Below are 15,634 nucleotides of genomic sequence, written 5' to 3'. Positions count from 1 at the left end.
GGTTTCCCGTCTGAATCAACCGTTACGGTTCCCGTCGCAACGGCATGGCTTAGCCATCCCGGCTGCAGACCGGGACAGAGATTGGTGATGTGTCAATGTTGAGCCGATGCCATCAAGGCTGCCCAGATCAGAAGGCCTCAAGGCACATGGCGACACCCATGCCGCCGCCGATGCAGAGGGTCGCAAGTCCCTTCTTGGCGCCACGGCGCTTCATCTCGAACACCAGCGTATTGAGGATGCGTGCACCGGAAGCACCGACCGGATGACCGATGGCAATGGCGCCGCCATTGACGTTGACGATCGAGGTATCCCAGCCCAGATCCTTGTTGACCGCACAGGCCTGGGCGGCGAAGGCTTCATTCGCTTCGACGAGGTCGAGATCGGAAATCTTCCAGCCAGCCTTTTCGAGTGCCTTGCGCGATGCCGGGATCGGCCCGGTGCCCATGATCTTGGGATCGACGCCGGCGGTTGCCCAGGAAGCGATACGAACGAGCGGCGTGAGACCGCGACGTGTGGCCTCTGCTTCGCTCATCAGCAAGGCGGCGGCGGCACCGTCATTGATACCGGAAGCATTCCCGGCAGTAACAGTGCCCTCCTTGTCGAAGGCCGGCTTGAGTTTCTGCATGCTTTCGAGCGTTGCACCCAGACGGATATATTCGTCCTGATCGACGGTGACGTCGCCCTTGCGGCCCGGTACGATGACCGGCACGATCTCGTCCTTGAACCGACCGGCGACCTGCGCGGCCTCAGCCTTGTTCTGCGATGAAACAGCAAAGGCATCCTGCTCATCGCGGGTCAGCTGCCACTGGCGCGCGACGTTTTCGGCCGTCGTACCCATGTGATAACCGTAGAAGGCATCCGTCAGGCCGTCCTTGATCATGGTGTCGACCATCTTCAGGTCACCCATCTTGGTGCCGTTGCGCAGATGCGCACAATGCGGCGCAAGCGACATGGATTCCTGGCCACCGGCGACAATGATCCTGGCATCGCCCATGGCGATCTGCTGCATGCCGATGGCAACGGCGCGCAGGCCGGAACCGCAGAGCTGATTGAGGCCCCAGGCCGTCGCTTCCTGCGGAATGCCGGCCTTCATCGCAGCCTGACGCGCCGGGTTCTGACCCTGGCCTGCCGTCAGGATCTGCCCGAGGATCACTTCATCGACTTCGCCAGCCTCGACGCCCGCTCTCTCCAGCACGGCCTTGATGGCAACCGCGCCGAGATCATGCGCGGCAACCGAGGACAACGCACCGTTAAACGAGCCAACTGGGGTTCTGGCTGCGCTGGCGATGACGATGGACGGACTGGTCATGGACGTCTCCTCCGAAATGTTTGTGTTTCGAAAGAAACTGTCAAAGACTGCAGCCGGTGTCAAACGGGATAAACCCGGCCGGATCGTTCTTTGGTTGCAGGATCCTGTCTTTCGTCAAATCGGTTTCGTGCATTGCACAAAGAGATTGTCACCGGCCTTCATTTGCGCTTACATTCGTCCCCGGGAAGAGCAAAAATAACCGAAAAACGACGGGTTAGGAGACAGCAATGGCCAAAGCCGATGGCGAAATCGTGATCAAGAAATACGCCAATCGACGCCTCTACAACACCGGCACGAGCACATACGTGACGCTTGAGGACTTGGCCAAGATGGTCAAGAAGGGCGAGGATTTCATCGTCCAGGACGCCAAGTCCGGCGAAGATATCACCCACTCGGTCCTGACCCAGATCATCTTCGAACAGGAGTCGAAGACGGGCAATACATTGCTTCCGATCTCCTTCCTGCGCCAGTTGATCAGCTATTACGGCGATCAGATGCAGATGGTGGTCCCGAGCTTTCTCGAACACTCGATGAAAGCCTTCACCGAGCAGCAGACCCAGATGCGCGAACAGATGACCAAGGCCTTCGGCGATCACCCGCTGTCGAAGAACCTGCAGATGCCGATCCAGTTGATGGAAGAGCAGGTCAAGCGCAACACTGAGATGTTCCAGCAGGCCATGCAGATGTTCTCACCCTTCCTTGGCGGCCAGCAGCCAGCCAAGGAGACCCGCAAGGCGGAGGCCAAAGATATCGATGAGTTGAAGGAGCAACTGCGCTCGCTTCAAAGCAAGCTCGACAATCTCTGATTTTGTTCAAGGCCCCTCTCCGGGGCCTTTTCAATTCGCGGAGAGATCAGAGCCCGATCGATACGTCGCGGCCCGCCGCGCGATTGGATATGGTGAACCCTGCGACGACGTCGATGAAGGCGATCACCATCAGCGTGAAGAACAGCTGGGTGGCGGCGTCGCGGACCAATAGGAACTCGACGAGGAAAACCACGAAAACCAGCATCGACAGCATGTGATTGATAAGTGAACCGCGATTGCTCATCGTCGCCTTCAAGACTTCGAAGAACAGCGCGACCAGCGCGGTCAGCACCAGCACATCACTGAGTGTCATTGTCCAGATGGCGCCCGACAGCATGGGCACTGTCACCAGTGTCGCGGCAAAAGACGGCAGGCCACTCCCCAGCATGACGGCATTGTAAAAGACGAACGGCACGATCATCAGGGGTATTGCGATAAACATCAGGCATCCTTCCTAACCAGGAGCTCCCCTGCCCTGTCGGGCAGCCCACTCCAGCATGAGTTAACAATGCCTTGACTAAAAAAGTAAAGGCCGGCGCAATGGCCGGCCTTTAACAATCAGGAAGTGGCGCAGAAATTATGCGCTTTCCTTCGGCGTCAGAACCTGACGGCCGCGATACATACCGGTCTTCAGATCGATATGATGCGGGCGACGCAGTTCGCCGGAATTCTTGTCCTCGACATAGGTCGCGGCCTTCAGGGCGTCCGCAGAACGGCGCATACCGCGCTTCGACGGGCTTGTTTTTCTCTTCGGTACAGCCATTTTCGTTACTCCACGTGACGGTGCAAAACAGGTTTAGCGGCCTCGATGAGGCCGGACAGAACCTGTCGCGAACTCGGATTTTGGCGGGCTTATACATGTCCGCGAGGGCTTTGACCAGTCCCCGGCTTGATTTTTTCGAGCCCTTCTGAACTACGCCTCAGGCTTCGTCCTCGGGCACGATCCAGCTTTCGGCGAGTGCAGCCGTCTCCCATGCCATCCAGGCGGGATGGGCCTTGATGGCCGCCATATAGTCCAATGTATCCTGATCGCTGACGAGATCATAGGCTGAAAACCGATTGACCACCGGCGCGAACATCGCATCGGCGGCACTGAACGGGCCAAACAGGAAGGGGCCGCCGGACATCTGCCGCATGTCGCGCCAGATCGCCTCGATCCGCCGTACATTGGCTTCGACCCCGACCGGCAGTTCGATGGCCCGCACGGGCCGGCGCATGTTCATCGGGCAGGCGCCTCTCAGCGCATGGAAACCCGACAGCATCTCCATCGACACCGACCTTGCCATGCTGCGGAATTCTGGATCGTTCGGCCAAAGCCCTGCATCGGGGAAGAGTTCGGCGACATATTCGATGATGGCGAGCGATTCCCAAACTCTGATCCCGCCATGGTGCAGGACCGGTACCCGCCCTGTGGGCGACAATTCGCGAAACTGCGGGTTCGTCGCACCGGGACCGAACGGGATCAGCACTTCACGGAAAGGGATCCCCGCCGCGGTCAACGCGATCCAGGGCCGGAAGGACCACGACGAATAGTTCTTGTTGGCAATGTAGAGGGTCAGGTCGGACATCGGCGCCTCCGGTTCAGGTCACGGATACGTTAGACGTATTGCCGCCGAACGACCAACGAGACTTGCTGATCTCACTCATACAGGCAGGTGATGTATTCGCCCGAGCGCTTCGCCCTCCGGTCAACGACATTCGCGAGACGCTGCATGCCTTTGCCCGGTTTGCTGGCAACGCGATCAATCGGATTGGGGAGCGCGACGGCAAGCAGCGCCGCCTGACGAGCGCTGAGCTTCGCCGCAGATGTCTTGAAGTGATATCGGGCCGCAGCCTCGATGCCGTAGATGCCGGGACCCCACTCGGCGATATTGAGATAGATCTCCATCGTCCTTTCCTTCGGCCAGACGGCATCGGCGGCAAGCGCCAGGGGCAGTTCAAGCCCCTTGCGGATGAAGGAACGACTGTTCCAGAGAAAGAGATTCTTCGCCGTCTGCATCGGGATCGTGCTGGCACCACGGGTCGCCTCGCCGGCGATCGCATCGTCAACGACACCCTTCAACTGGCCCCAATCCACACCATCATGGCTGCAGAACTGTCCGTCTTCGGACATCATCACAGCCCGCACCACATTGGGAGAGATGTCCTCGAAATCGACCCAGCGGCGATCATACCCCTGCAATGTCACGAGATCGGCAAGCATGAGGGTGGATACCGGATGGATGAAATCCAAGCGGTAAAGCAGGATGAGGACATAAGGCGCAAAGACAAAGGCGACGACACCGATGGCGATACGACGCCATAGTTTCGAGCGCTCCTGGCCTTCCTCAACCGGGGCTTCCTCTTTCTCCTGCTCCAAGGTCTGCACGTCCGCTGTCAAAGAAGATCGATCCACTCATCTCGGGGGCTCGCCTGTCATACGCATCCTCTCGGCGATTGACCAGTAGACGAGGGTCAAACTCCCAGGCCTGTGACGGAATTTCCCGTTGCCACTCCAGGGGTCCCGTGCGAAATAGCCCCCATGAGCCCGTCTTCGACCTCCTTCGAGCAGAATCTTGCGCGCCATGCAGCATCGGTGGAAGCGCGCCTGGGCCTGCTCCTTGATGCGCGGCCCCGCGCTGGCGAAATCGCACGTCCGCAGAGACTGATCGAAGCGATGCATTACGGCGCATTGAACGGTGGCAAGCGCCTGCGGCCCTATCTCGTGCTTGAAGCAACCCGCCTGTTCGGCGGCGATGAGGAAGCGGCCCTGCAGGTCGGCTGTGCGCTCGAATGCCTGCACAGCTATTCGCTTGTGCATGACGACCTCCCGGCCATGGACGACGACGACCTGCGGCGCGGCAAGCCGACCGTGCACATCGCCTATGACTACGCGACCGCAATTCTCGCCGGCGACGGCCTGCTTACCTATGCTTTCGACATTATCGCGGCCCCCGAAACACCGTTGCCGGATAGCGCAAAGGCGGCCCTGATCCTGGAACTCGCCCGCGCAGCCGGCATTGGCGGCATGGCCGGCGGTCAGGCACTGGATCTGGCAGCCGAAACACAAGCGCCCGACGAAGCCGGCATCGTGCTGCTCCAGTCGATGAAGACTGGCGCCCTCCTGCGCTTTGCCTGTGAGGCCGGCGCCATCATCTCGGGCCGCAGCGCCGAGGACCGGGCAAAGCTGCGCCGTTTCGGCGAAGTGATTGGTCGCGCCTTCCAGTTGGCAGACGACCTGCTGGATCTGACGGCGGACGCCGCCACCATGGGCAAGGCAACCGGCAAGGATGCGGCCAAAGGTAAGGGCACGCTCGTTGCGCTCAAGGGTCAAGCCTGGGCTGAGGCCGAACTCAAGCGCCTGGTGGATGCTGCCAGCGAGGAACTCGCCACCTATGGAGAGGCAGCGACCGCACTGACCGAAGCAGCCCGTTTCATCGCATACAGGAAGAATTGACATGAGCCGTTTCTGGTCGACCGCCGTCCATGAGCTTGAGCCCTATGTGGCTGGCGAACAGCCGAAGATCCCGGGCCTGGTGAAGCTCAACACCAATGAAAACCCGTTCGGCCCTTCACCGCACGTGCTGGAGGCAATTGCCGCCGCTTCGGGAGACCGTCTTCGGCTCTACCCGGACCCATCGTCCTCGCGCCTGCGTGAGACCCTTGCTGTAAACTTTGGCCTTGATGCGGAGCAGGTCTTTGTCGGCAATGGCTCGGACGAGGTTCTCGCCTTCACCTTCGCAGCGCTGCTGAAGCACAACAAGCCGCTGCTCTATCCCGATATCACCTACAGCTTCTACAAGACCTACGCCCGGCTCTTCGAAATCACCGTCGAGGAGGTGCCGGTCGACGAAGGCATGCGTATCCGCATCGGTGACTACGACCGTCCTTGCGGCGCCGTCATCATCGCCAACCCGAACGCCCCGACAGGCATTGCACTGCCTCTCTCGGAGATCGAGGCCCTCGTCGCCGCCCACCCGGATCAGGTGGTGGTCATCGACGAAGCCTATGTCGACTTCGGCGGCGAGACGGCAGCAAGCCTCATTCCCCGTTATGAGAACCTGCTGGTCGTGCACACTTTCTCCAAATCGCGCTCGCTGGCGGGCCTTCGCGTCGGCTTCGCACTCGGCCAACGTCCGCTGATCGAAGCGCTGGAACGGATAAAGGACAGCTTCAATTCCTATCCGCTCGACACACTCGCCCAGGCCGCCGCCACCGCTGCAGTCGAAGACAAGTCCTGGTTCGAGCAGACCCGCAACCAGATCATCGCAAACCGCGACATGGTGACGGCGGAACTTCAGGCACGGGGTTTCGAAGTATTGCCATCCTCGGCGAACTTCGTCTTTGCCCGCCATCCCGCGCACCAGGGCGCCGATCTGGCACGGGGTCTGCGCGAGCGCGCAGTGCTTGTCCGGCATTTTGGCAAACCGCGCATCTCCGACTTCCTCCGGGTGACCATCGGCACCACAGAGGAATGCCATCAGTTTTTGACTGCGATCGATCAAATCATCTGACGTGTGCACGGGATGCGCCGAGGATAAGGTTCATACCTTTCCTTTTGCCGGAGCGTCCCATGCAAGCCATCCTGGAAAACCTGCCGCAGGTTTTCAGCGCCTATCTGGTCTATCTCGTCGCCGTACTCAGCCCCGGTCCGGCCACGATGGCCATCGCCTCCACCTCTCTTGGCCAGGGACGGCGCCACGGCTTTGCCATGGCAGCTGGCGTCTTTTCCGGCTCCATGACCTGGGCTCTGGCCGCCTCTGCGGGTCTCGCCACCGTCTTGACCCACTACGCCCATGCGCTCACGGTCATGCGGATCGTCGGCGGTCTGTATCTGCTGTACCTTGCCTGGCGCGCCTTCCGCTCGGCGGCGAGTGCAACAGATCCCCTGGCCAAAGGTGTGGTCGGGGCAAGCTATGGGCACACCTTCGTGCGCGGCTACGCCATCCACTTGACGAACCCGAAGGCGATCTTCGCCTGGCTTGCGATCCTGTCGCTCGGTTTGCCGGTTGGTGCCACTGGCGTGACGGTTGCCGTGATCGTGGCCGGATGCCTGATGACCGGCTTCACGGTTTTCATGGGTTATGCCTGGCTGCTCTCGTTGCCCGGCGCGCTCAAAGCATATCGCTCCGCGCGTCGCTATATTGACGGTACACTCGCCGTCCTGTTTGCGGCGGCAGGGGCCAGGCTACTTTTGCAGCGCTGAAACGAGAAAAGGCGCCGCTCGTGGCGGCGCCTTTCGTGAAGTCTTGACGGATGCGGACAGATCAACCCTCTTTAAGCGGCGAGATCTGGATCTCGACGCGGCGGTTCTGAGCCCGGCCGTCGGCCGTCGCATTGGACGCGATCGGCTGGCTCGGACCGAAGCCAAGCGAGGAGACGCGACGCGGGTCGATGCCCTGGCCATTGAGGTAGCCAGCGACCGACATGGCGCGACGCTCCGACAGAGCCTGATTGTGAGCGAGACTGCCGGTCGAGTCGGTATGGCCATTGATGTCGATCAGCGTCTTGTCGAACTTGCGCAGCACGATCGCGACGGAATTCAGGGTCGGGTAGAACTGCGGCATCACCGCATCCTGGTCCGTGGCGAAGGTGATGTTGGACGGCATGTTCAGGATGATGCGGTCGCCGACGCGCGTAACAGAGATACCCGTGCCCTCAAGCTGGGCGCGCAGTTCGGCTTCCTGCTGGTCCATATAATTGCCGATGGCACCACCCGCGAGCGCTCCGATACCGGCACCTATCAATGCGGCATTGCGCCGGCCGACGGGCGAGCCGCCCACCGCCAGGCCACCCAGAGCACCGACGGCCGCACCAAGTGCTGCACCACCGGCCGTATTCGAAACCTTCTGCTGGCCCGTATAGGGATCCGTCGTCGTGCAGGCACTCAGATAGGTCGCGCACAGCGCGACGATGGCAATCTTCTTGATCATGCTCGATGTCCCTCCAAGAACAGGCTGATGATTCCTGAACAGTGAAATTACGGCAACAAAAAGTTGCCGTGCAGCCTCATTCTGCCGCCGAGCGGCGCCCATACCGTTTCTCGATATAGTCGGCGACCAAGGCTTCGAAATCGCCGGCAATGTTCGGGCCACGCAGCGTCATCGCCTTCTCACCGTCGATAAAGACAGGCGCTGCCGGATTTTCGCCAGTTCCCGGGAGCGAGATGCCGATATCGGCATGTTTGCTTTCGCCCGGACCGTTGACGATGCAGCCCATGACCGCGACGTTCAGTCCTTCAACGCCCGGATATTTTTCCCGCCAGACCGGCATGTTCTTGCGCAGGTCATCCTGGATCTTCTGGGCAAGTTCCTGGAAAACGGTCGATGTCGTGCGGCCACATCCGGGACATGCCGCAACCACCGGCACGAACTGCCGGAAGCCCATGACCTGCAGCAGCTCCTGCGCCACCTGAACTTCACGGGTACGATCCCCGTTCGGTTCCGGCGTCAGGGACACACGGACCGTGTCGCCGATCCCATGCTGCAGGACGTAGCCCATGGCAGCCGACGAAGCGACGATGCCCTTTGTGCCCATGCCGGCTTCCGTCAGCCCCAGATGCAGCGCGTGATCGGAACGATCGGCCAGCATCTGGTAAACGGCGATCAGGTCCTGCACCTGGCTGACCTTGGCCGACAGGATGATGCGGTTGCGCGGCAGGCCGATTTCCTCGGCAAGTTCCGCCGACAGCAGTGCCGACTGCACGATCGCCTCACGCGTGACCTGGCGTGCCGACAGCGGTGAACCGTTTTCGGCATTGGCATCCATCAGCCGGGTCAGCAGCTCCTGATCCAGCGAGCCCCAGTTGACGCCAATGCGTACCGGTTTGTCGTAACGGATCGCCATTTCGACGATCTCCGCAAACTGCTTGTCCTTCTTGTCCTTGAAGCCGACATTGCCCGGATTGATCCGGTATTTGGCCAAGGCTTCGGCGCAGGCAGGATGATCGGCCAGCAGCCGGTGGCCGATATAGTGGAAGTCGCCGATCAGCGGCACGTCCATGCCCAGCCGCAAAAGACGCTCGCGGATCTTCGGCACTGCTGCTGCACTCTCGTCGCGATCGACCGTGATGCGAACCACTTCGGAGCCAGCCTTGAACAGAGCTGCCACCTGCGCGACGGTTGAATCAATATCAGCGGTATCGGTATTCGTCATCGATTGGACGACGACAGGTGCGCCGCCTCCGATGATCACCCCGCCGACATCGACGGCGACGGAGGATCGTCGTGGCTTCGGGTCATAGGCATCGGCGGACGGTATGGTTCCTGCGAACATGGCTGTATCTCTACGCACCTTCGAATGATGCTCTGGAGGTGGATCAAAGCACGCCGCTTGTCAACCGATCCCGCCGGCCACGATGGCGGATGATCAGCGCGGCTGGATGGCGCCAAGAACCAGTTTCAGAAGGTGCGGGATGGTGTCATCCAACTCTTCGATATCCTGACGGCGGCATTTCATGCCCTCCACCGCGTCGATCAAAAGAGACGCGACGATCTCGGACGACAGGCCTGACGGAAATGTGATGACCCGCGCCGCTTCGGACCGGCTGAGCTCCCGCGCGATTTCCTCCTCGACTGCCTTCATCCAGTCGAGAAAGAGGTCCGCCCCGAACTCGTGGCTGGTGTCGAACAGTTCAGCGCCATGCGCCGTCGCCAGGATCTGGCGTTGCGGGGCGACGATACCTTCACTTAAGGCGAGGAAAAGCCGATCTTCGAGCGGCAGATCCTGTTCGAGGCTGGATCTGACCTTCAGAAGCGCCTCCTCCATCATCGATCGCATCAAAGCCCGGAAGATGTCGGGCTTGTTGCGAAAATGGATGTAGAGCGCCGGCCTCGACAGGCCGACGACCTGGGCGATATCGTCCATGGTCGTTCGCTTGAACCCATAGCTGACGAAGGTTCCATACGCCGCCTGGAGAATGAGCGCCCGCCGCTCGCCTACACTGATCTCTGACATTCTTGACACATTGACGATTTTCGTCATCTCGTCAACCGCCCTTTTTGAGGCACTGATTCAGTCGCCAAGCCCTGCGACGGCCCTCACCTCGAAACGACCGAGGATCAGGTTTCCGCGACCCTGTCGGCATATCGGGCGAGATGGGACAGGGCGAGCACCACCAGCAACAGGGCGGGGATAGCAGTGTAAACAGTGGACAGCGTCGTATGCTCCGCGACGAAACCGATCAGCGATGGCGCAAAGAGGATACCTGAATAACCCATGGTGGTGACGACCGAGAGGCCGACTCCTGGCGCCAGTCCTGGGATGTTGCCTGCCGCCGAAAAGGCGATGGGCACCATGTTGGAAATGCCGATGCCGGCAATGGCAAACCCAATCAGGGCAAGCGTGACACTGTCCGAGCGGCCGGCAATCAGCAGACCCAGCGTCGCCAGCACCCCACATACCCGCAGCGTTTTGACCCCGCCGAACCGATCGCGCACGAAGTCACCCGCAAAGCGGCACGTCGCCATCGTCAGAGAAAACGCGGCAAAGGCGAAGCCGGAAAATTCTGTCGATGCATTGAGTTCGTTGCGCAGATAGAGGGCGCTCCAGTCGAGAACCGTTCCTTCCGGAACCATGCAGAACAATGCAATGAGACCGATCAACCAGGGAAGCGGCGTCAGCGGCAGCCTTGCCCGTGCCGGTTCGTCGCTGGGATGCGGCGCGTCGACAAGGATCATCGGGCGTGCCACGAGGAAAAGCACCACACAGATGGCTGCCAACAGAAGGACATGGCCCAGGACGCCGAGCATCGCGATCAACGCTCCGCCAGTGGCAGCCCCGAACAGTCCACCCAAGCTCCAGAATGCATGACAGGACGACATGATCGAACGCCGCATCTGCCGCTCGACCTCGACCGCATTGGCATTCATCGCGACATCCATCGCCCCGGTCAGCCCGCCGAAGAGGAAGATCGCAATGACGCCGGTCCAGATGCTGTCCACCAGGGTCAGCAACACGATCGTCGGAATGTAGAGGAGCGTTGTGATCTGCACGACGCGGCTCGACCCGAGCCGGGCAATCTGCATTCCAGCAACCGGCATCATCACCAGCGAACCCACACCGAAGACGAACAGCATGATGCCCAGCATCGATTCAGTGAGGCCCAGCGCCTGCGAGAAGAACGGGATCTTTGGCGCCCACGCACCCATGACCATGCCGTTGAGGAAAAACAGCAGTGCCACAGCTGCCCTCTCCCGGGTAACGATGGGAGCCGGCCCGGCCGATGCCTTCATCGATAGTGTGTCGTTCATCTCGTCCTCCATGCAACCGGCGGAACTCTACTTAAATCGATTTAGACGACAATCATTCATCCGCCTTCCGCGCATAACATTTTGTTTCCGCCCATGATGATCGCTGATGCCGCGCGGGCAGATTGACACAGCCGCGGATTGCCGCGACAGATGGCGCCACGCCTGCGTCGGTTGCCTGCCGCAGCGATCATTCCTTCGTTGAAAGTCATGACCTCGTGAAGACGACCATTGGCGCCGGCATCCTCCTGTCCAGCCTGGCTTATTTCCTGTTTGCTATGCATGACGCCATGATCAAGCTGCTGGTGGAAACCACGACCGTCTGGCAAATCCTGTTCTGCCGCAGCATTGCGATCCTGATCGGCTGCCTGTTCATGGGCGGTCGCGGTCTGGTGCGCGAGACCATCGCCTCCCCGGTCAGGCGGCCGATGATGGTCCGCAGTCTGTTTCTCCTCGCAGCCTGGCTCTGCTATTTCCATGCGGCCAAGTTCCTGCCGCTCGCAGACCTCACGACGCTTTACTTCGCAGCACCGATCGTGGCAGTTGTCCTGTCGATCCCGATGCTGGGCGAACATGTCTCGTTCGCGAGTTGGGCCGCCGTGATCACCGGCTTCGTCGGCGTGATCGTGGCGAGCGATCCGACCGGCATGGCGGACGGCTGGCCGGTCTACTTGGCCATCCTCGCAGCCTGTTGCTGGGCGATTGCCACCATCCTGTTGCGGCGGACGTCGCAGGACGCCAGCAGCATGGTGCAGATGGCAATGACCAACGTCTTCTTCCTGGCGCTTACGGCTCCGGTGGCGCTCAGCACCTGGACCATGCCAGCGGGCGGCGCGCAGATCCTTTTGATCGCCGTCGGGCTCATCGGAGGACTGGGGCAACTCGCCTATTTCGAGAGCATGCGACGCGCGCCGATCTCGATCATCGCACCGTTCGAGTATACGGCGCTGATCTGGGCCTTTGCACTGGGTTACGCGATCTGGGGTGATATTCCCGGCCCGAACGTGATTGCTGGGGCCGTGTTGATCGCAACTGCCGGCGTCATCATCCTCTTCGCCGAAAGGCGGCGGGCCTCCGCCTGAGCAGACCTCAAGACGCCTGCAGATAGCGCTCGGCCAGCTCGACCCAGAAGGTCGTGCCGATCGGCAGCACATCATCGTTGAAGTCGTAGCGCGGGTGGTGCAGCGGCGGGTCGCTCTCCGTGCGTTTGGTCCCGAGGAAGAAGTAGCTGCCCGGACGCTCCGTGAGCATATAGGCGAAATCCTCGCTGCCCATCATCGGGCGGGGCAGGTCGAAGACCTTGTCGGCACCCGCAAAACTGACCGCAAGGTCGCGGACGAAATCGGTCTCGGCTTTGTGGTTGATCGTCGCATTGTAGCCGCGCTGGTAGTCGATCGTGACACCCATGCCGTAGCTGGCCGCCTGCCCTTCAGCCACGGCCCGGATCCGCTGTTCCAGCTGGTCTCGGACCTTGGCATCAAAGGACCGGATGGAAAGGACCATCTCGGCCCGTTCGGGAATGACATTGCTGGCGGCCCCTGCATGGAAGCCGCCGACAGTAATCACTGACGGGTCCAGAGGGTGGATGTTGCGCGACACGATGGTCTGAAGAGCCATGATGATGGAAGCGCCGCAGACGATTGGATCGGCCGTCGACTGCGGCTCTGCACCATGTCCGCCACGCCCATTGACAGTGATCTTGCATTCGTCGATCGCCGCCATGATTGGCCCCTCCCGCACGGCGATATGGCCGAAGGCGATATCAGGATCGTTGTGCAGGGCAAAAACCGCATCGCACGGAAACTTTTCAAACAATCCGTCCTCGATCATCAGTCTTGCGCCACCGAAATTCTCCTCAGCCGGCTGGAAGATCAGATGGATGGTACCATCGAAATTTCGCCGTTCCGCCAGGATCTGCGCCGCGCCAAGCAGCATGGCGGTATGCCCGTCATGGCCGCAGGCATGCATGACGCCCGGCACTTTGCTGGCATAGTCCAACCCTGTTTCCTCCAAGATGGGAAGAGCATCGAAGTCCGCGCGAATGCCGATGCTGCGCGGACTGTCGCCATGGCGCAAGGTGGCGACCACCCCCGTTCCGGCAAGTCCACGCGTCACCGCATAGCCGAGTGCCTGCAGCCGGTCGGCGACATAGTCCGACGTCTTGAATTCCGACAATCCGATCTCGGGAAACTGGTGCAGGTGGCGGCGCGTCGCCAGCACGTCCGCCATGACATTGGGAAACTGGATCGACATAAAATACTTCCTCGTATCGGACGTTCTCTACCTTCAATGGACGGCGCCGACTTTCGCACTTGCGACCTTGTTGTTCAACCGTATAAAAAGGCATAAGGCCAAGACCGGCCCGCTTGTCCTCATTGCGAACTGTTGGGAGATGCCGATGACACGACGCACATTCCAGCGGGCTGGAGAGGCCGAACGTCGCCAGGATCTGATTACCGCCACGCTGGACAGCATCTCCGAGCACGGACTGGAAGGCGCGACCGTCCGCGATATCGCGGCAAGGGCCGGCGTCACCGGCGGGCTGATCCGTCACTACTTCACCGGCAAGGACCAGATGGTCCAGGCAGCCTACCGGGAAATGCTGGCAACCATGACCAGGACGGCGGTCGATGCGATGGCCGATGCCGGTGAGGACGCACATCACCGCCTTCACCGCTTCATCGTCGCCAATGTGAGCCCGCCGATCGCCGATCCCAAGGCACTTTCTCTCTGGGCCGCCTTCATCGGGAGAGTGCGGTCGGACGAGGAACTGGCACGGATCCACCGCGAAAATTACATGCTTTTCCTGGAGATCCTCGAAAATCTCGTCGCTTCGCTCCTCTCCGGCCATGGCCGCCAACCTACGCCATCGGAATGCCGGCATCTGGCGATCGCCATCAACGGCTTGATCGACGGCCTCTGGCTCGAAAATTCCCTCGCAAGCGATCTCTTCGACGAAGACCGCCTGCCACAGATCGCGCTCGACGCCGTCGAGGCACTTTTGGGCGGGATTGCCTTGAGACCTGCTGTGGGCATGAACTGAAACGGAAATTTTGATGAAATACGCCGCCGTGACGAAACGCCTGGCCGGATTGGGCTCGGGCAAATGGGCATTGCATATCGAAGGCCGTCGCATGGCAGCGTCAGGCATTCCCGTCATTGAGTTGACCATCGGCGAACCGGACATGCCGCCGGATCCGGCACTTCTGGCTGAATGCGCCCGTGCCATGAATGCCGGCCGCACGCGATATTCAAACGGCCGTGGCGAACCGTCGGTCGTGGATGCGCTGGTCAGCAAATATGGAAAGCGCAGGGAAGGCATCACGGCGCGCAACATCCTGTGCTTTCCTGGGACACAGAGCGCTCTCTTCGTCGTCATGATGGGACTGCTCGACGCCGGAGATGAGGTGTTGGCCGCCGACCCTTCTTATGCGACCTATGAGGGCGTCGCAGCCGCGACAGGCGGATGCCTTGTCCCGGTACCCCTTCGGGCCGAAAATGGGTTCCATCTTGACGCTGCCGACCTTGAGGCGGCGATCACGCCGAGAAGCCGTGCGCTTCTTCTCAACACACCCCACAATCCGACCGGCGCTGTTCTGTCGGCAGCGGAAATTGCGGCAATCGGCGAAGTCTGCCGCCGCCACGACCTGTGGATCGTGTGTGACGAGGTCTATGAAGAACTGACCTTTGATGACCGTTTCGCCTCGCCGTTCGACAACCCGGCTCTGGCTGACCGTACCATTGTCGTCTCCTCGATCTCGAAATCACACGCCGCTCCGGGTTTCCGAAGTGGCTGGGCAGCAGGCCCTGCAGAGTTCTTCGACCACCTGCTACCCGTGTCCGAAACTATGCTGTTCGGCGTCCAGCCGTTTATCGCCGACATGACGGCCATGGCTCTGACCCAGCCCATCGGGACGTCGGCGACCATGCGTGCCAACTACCAATCCCGGGCCAACCTGATGGTAGATCGCCTCTCAGGCAGTCCTGCACTTCGACCGCATCGCCCCGAAGGCGGCATGTTCATCGTGCTTGATGTGTCGGGCACAGGCCTGACCGGCCACGACTTCGCCACGCGCCTCCTGCAGGAGGAAAAGGTCTCGGTGATGCCGGGATCATCCTTTGGCGAAGGCGCCCGGAACCTCGTTCGCATCTCCTTGACCGTTCCGGAAACAAGCCTGGAGGAAGCGGCACGAAGAATGCTATGCTTGGCGGAAAGACTGGCTGCCTGAGTTAGTTCACGGCGCGCTTGGATGGGGGAGGCCGTCCTTTATGCGGTGACATCGAGCCTGAAG

General features: G+C 60.8%; 17 protein-coding genes. 7 read left to right on the top strand and 10 right to left on the bottom strand.

Translation table 11 applies throughout. The features are described 5' to 3' along the window. Positions 1–127: 127 nt before the first annotated feature. Positions 128–1,309: an acetyl-CoA C-acetyltransferase gene (locus tag DFO46_RS18265; protein ID WP_120278478.1), complete on the bottom strand. Its 1,182-nt coding sequence runs from the start codon at positions 1,307–1,309 to the stop codon at positions 128–130. A gap of 227 nt (positions 1,310–1,536) precedes the next feature. Between DFO46_RS18265 and phaR the strand changes: the two genes are divergently transcribed. Further along, on the top strand, positions 1,537–2,115 hold the full coding sequence (gene phaR / locus DFO46_RS18260) for a polyhydroxyalkanoate synthesis repressor PhaR (RefSeq protein ID WP_110791207.1): 579 nt from the start codon (positions 1,537–1,539) through the stop codon (positions 2,113–2,115). A gap of 46 nt (positions 2,116–2,161) precedes the next feature. Here phaR and DFO46_RS18255 read toward each other — a convergent pair whose 3' ends face one another. The 4 genes from DFO46_RS18255 to mtgA form a co-directional block, all read right to left on the bottom strand. Further along, positions 2,162–2,557, bottom strand: coding sequence for a hypothetical protein (locus DFO46_RS18255; RefSeq protein WP_120278477.1), 396 nt, complete (start codon positions 2,555–2,557; stop codon positions 2,162–2,164). Between the two features lie 135 nt (positions 2,558–2,692). After that, positions 2,693–2,878 (bottom strand): 50S ribosomal protein L32, encoded by a 186-nt coding sequence (rpmF, locus tag DFO46_RS18250; RefSeq protein ID WP_016556742.1) that lies wholly within the window; start codon positions 2,876–2,878, stop codon positions 2,693–2,695. Positions 2,879–3,035: 157 nt separating this feature from the next. Next, positions 3,036–3,683: a glutathione S-transferase family protein gene (locus DFO46_RS18245; protein ID WP_120278476.1), complete on the bottom strand. Its 648-nt coding sequence runs from the start codon at positions 3,681–3,683 to the stop codon at positions 3,036–3,038. A gap of 71 nt (positions 3,684–3,754) precedes the next feature. Then, the gene (gene mtgA / locus DFO46_RS18240; protein WP_245422641.1) at positions 3,755–4,474 is read right to left on the bottom strand and encodes a monofunctional biosynthetic peptidoglycan transglycosylase; all 720 of its coding nucleotides are present in this window, start codon (positions 4,472–4,474) and stop codon (positions 3,755–3,757) included. A 162-nt stretch (positions 4,475–4,636) separates the two neighbouring features. Here mtgA and DFO46_RS18235 point away from each other — a divergent pair, with 162 nt between their 5' ends. The 3 genes from DFO46_RS18235 to DFO46_RS18225 are packed head-to-tail and all read left to right on the top strand — an operon-like array spanning position 4,637 to position 7,300. Further along, a complete protein-coding gene (locus DFO46_RS18235; protein ID WP_120278474.1) occupies positions 4,637–5,551 on the top strand; it encodes a polyprenyl synthetase family protein in 915 nt (304 codons plus the stop codon). 1 nt (position 5,552) lies between these two features. Continuing rightward, entirely contained in the window at positions 5,553–6,608 is a 1,056-nt protein-coding gene (gene hisC / locus DFO46_RS18230; RefSeq protein ID WP_120278473.1) for a histidinol-phosphate transaminase, read from the top strand. A gap of 59 nt (positions 6,609–6,667) precedes the next feature. After that, positions 6,668–7,300: a LysE family translocator gene (locus DFO46_RS18225; RefSeq protein ID WP_120278472.1), complete on the top strand. Its 633-nt coding sequence runs from the start codon at positions 6,668–6,670 to the stop codon at positions 7,298–7,300. A gap of 61 nt (positions 7,301–7,361) precedes the next feature. Here DFO46_RS18225 and DFO46_RS18220 read toward each other — a convergent pair whose 3' ends face one another. From DFO46_RS18220 to DFO46_RS18205, 4 genes are all read right to left on the bottom strand, one after another. Next, entirely contained in the window at positions 7,362–8,027 is a 666-nt protein-coding gene (locus DFO46_RS18220; protein WP_120278471.1) for an OmpA family protein, read from the bottom strand. Positions 8,028–8,103: 76 nt separating this feature from the next. Beyond that, complete coding sequence (gene ispG, locus DFO46_RS18215; protein WP_183041963.1) at positions 8,104–9,354, bottom strand: flavodoxin-dependent (E)-4-hydroxy-3-methylbut-2-enyl-diphosphate synthase; 1,251 nt, start codon at positions 9,352–9,354, stop codon at positions 8,104–8,106. A gap of 108 nt (positions 9,355–9,462) precedes the next feature. Further along, positions 9,463–10,050: a TetR/AcrR family transcriptional regulator gene (locus tag DFO46_RS18210; protein ID WP_183041951.1), complete on the bottom strand. Its 588-nt coding sequence runs from the start codon at positions 10,048–10,050 to the stop codon at positions 9,463–9,465. Positions 10,051–10,154: 104 nt separating this feature from the next. Then, entirely contained in the window at positions 10,155–11,345 is a 1,191-nt protein-coding gene (locus tag DFO46_RS18205) for an MFS transporter (protein WP_120278469.1), read from the bottom strand. Positions 11,346–11,560: 215 nt separating this feature from the next. On the opposite strand from DFO46_RS18205, the gene DFO46_RS18200 reads away from it, so the two are divergent. After that, positions 11,561–12,424: a DMT family transporter gene (locus tag DFO46_RS18200; RefSeq protein ID WP_110791456.1), complete on the top strand. Its 864-nt coding sequence runs from the start codon at positions 11,561–11,563 to the stop codon at positions 12,422–12,424. Positions 12,425–12,431: 7 nt separating this feature from the next. On the opposite strand, the gene DFO46_RS18195 is transcribed toward DFO46_RS18200, so the two are convergent. After that, positions 12,432–13,595, bottom strand: a complete 1,164-nt coding sequence (locus DFO46_RS18195) for a M20 aminoacylase family protein (protein ID WP_245422640.1) — start codon at positions 13,593–13,595, stop codon at positions 12,432–12,434. A 145-nt stretch (positions 13,596–13,740) separates the two neighbouring features. Between DFO46_RS18195 and DFO46_RS18190 the strand changes: the two genes are divergently transcribed. Continuing rightward, entirely contained in the window at positions 13,741–14,385 is a 645-nt protein-coding gene (locus DFO46_RS18190; protein WP_120278468.1) for a TetR family transcriptional regulator C-terminal domain-containing protein, read from the top strand. Positions 14,386–14,398: 13 nt separating this feature from the next. Then, positions 14,399–15,571, top strand: coding sequence for a pyridoxal phosphate-dependent aminotransferase (locus tag DFO46_RS18185; RefSeq protein WP_110791219.1), 1,173 nt, complete (start codon positions 14,399–14,401; stop codon positions 15,569–15,571). Positions 15,572–15,634 lie beyond the last annotated feature (63 nt).

The sequence above is a fragment of the Rhizobium sp. AG855 genome (genome assembly GCF_003610655.1).
Lineage (GTDB): Bacteria > Pseudomonadota > Alphaproteobacteria > Rhizobiales > Rhizobiaceae > Allorhizobium > Allorhizobium wuzhouense.
The sequence above is the reverse complement of the archived record's forward strand: the minus strand, read 5'-3'. Positions and strand labels throughout refer to the sequence as shown.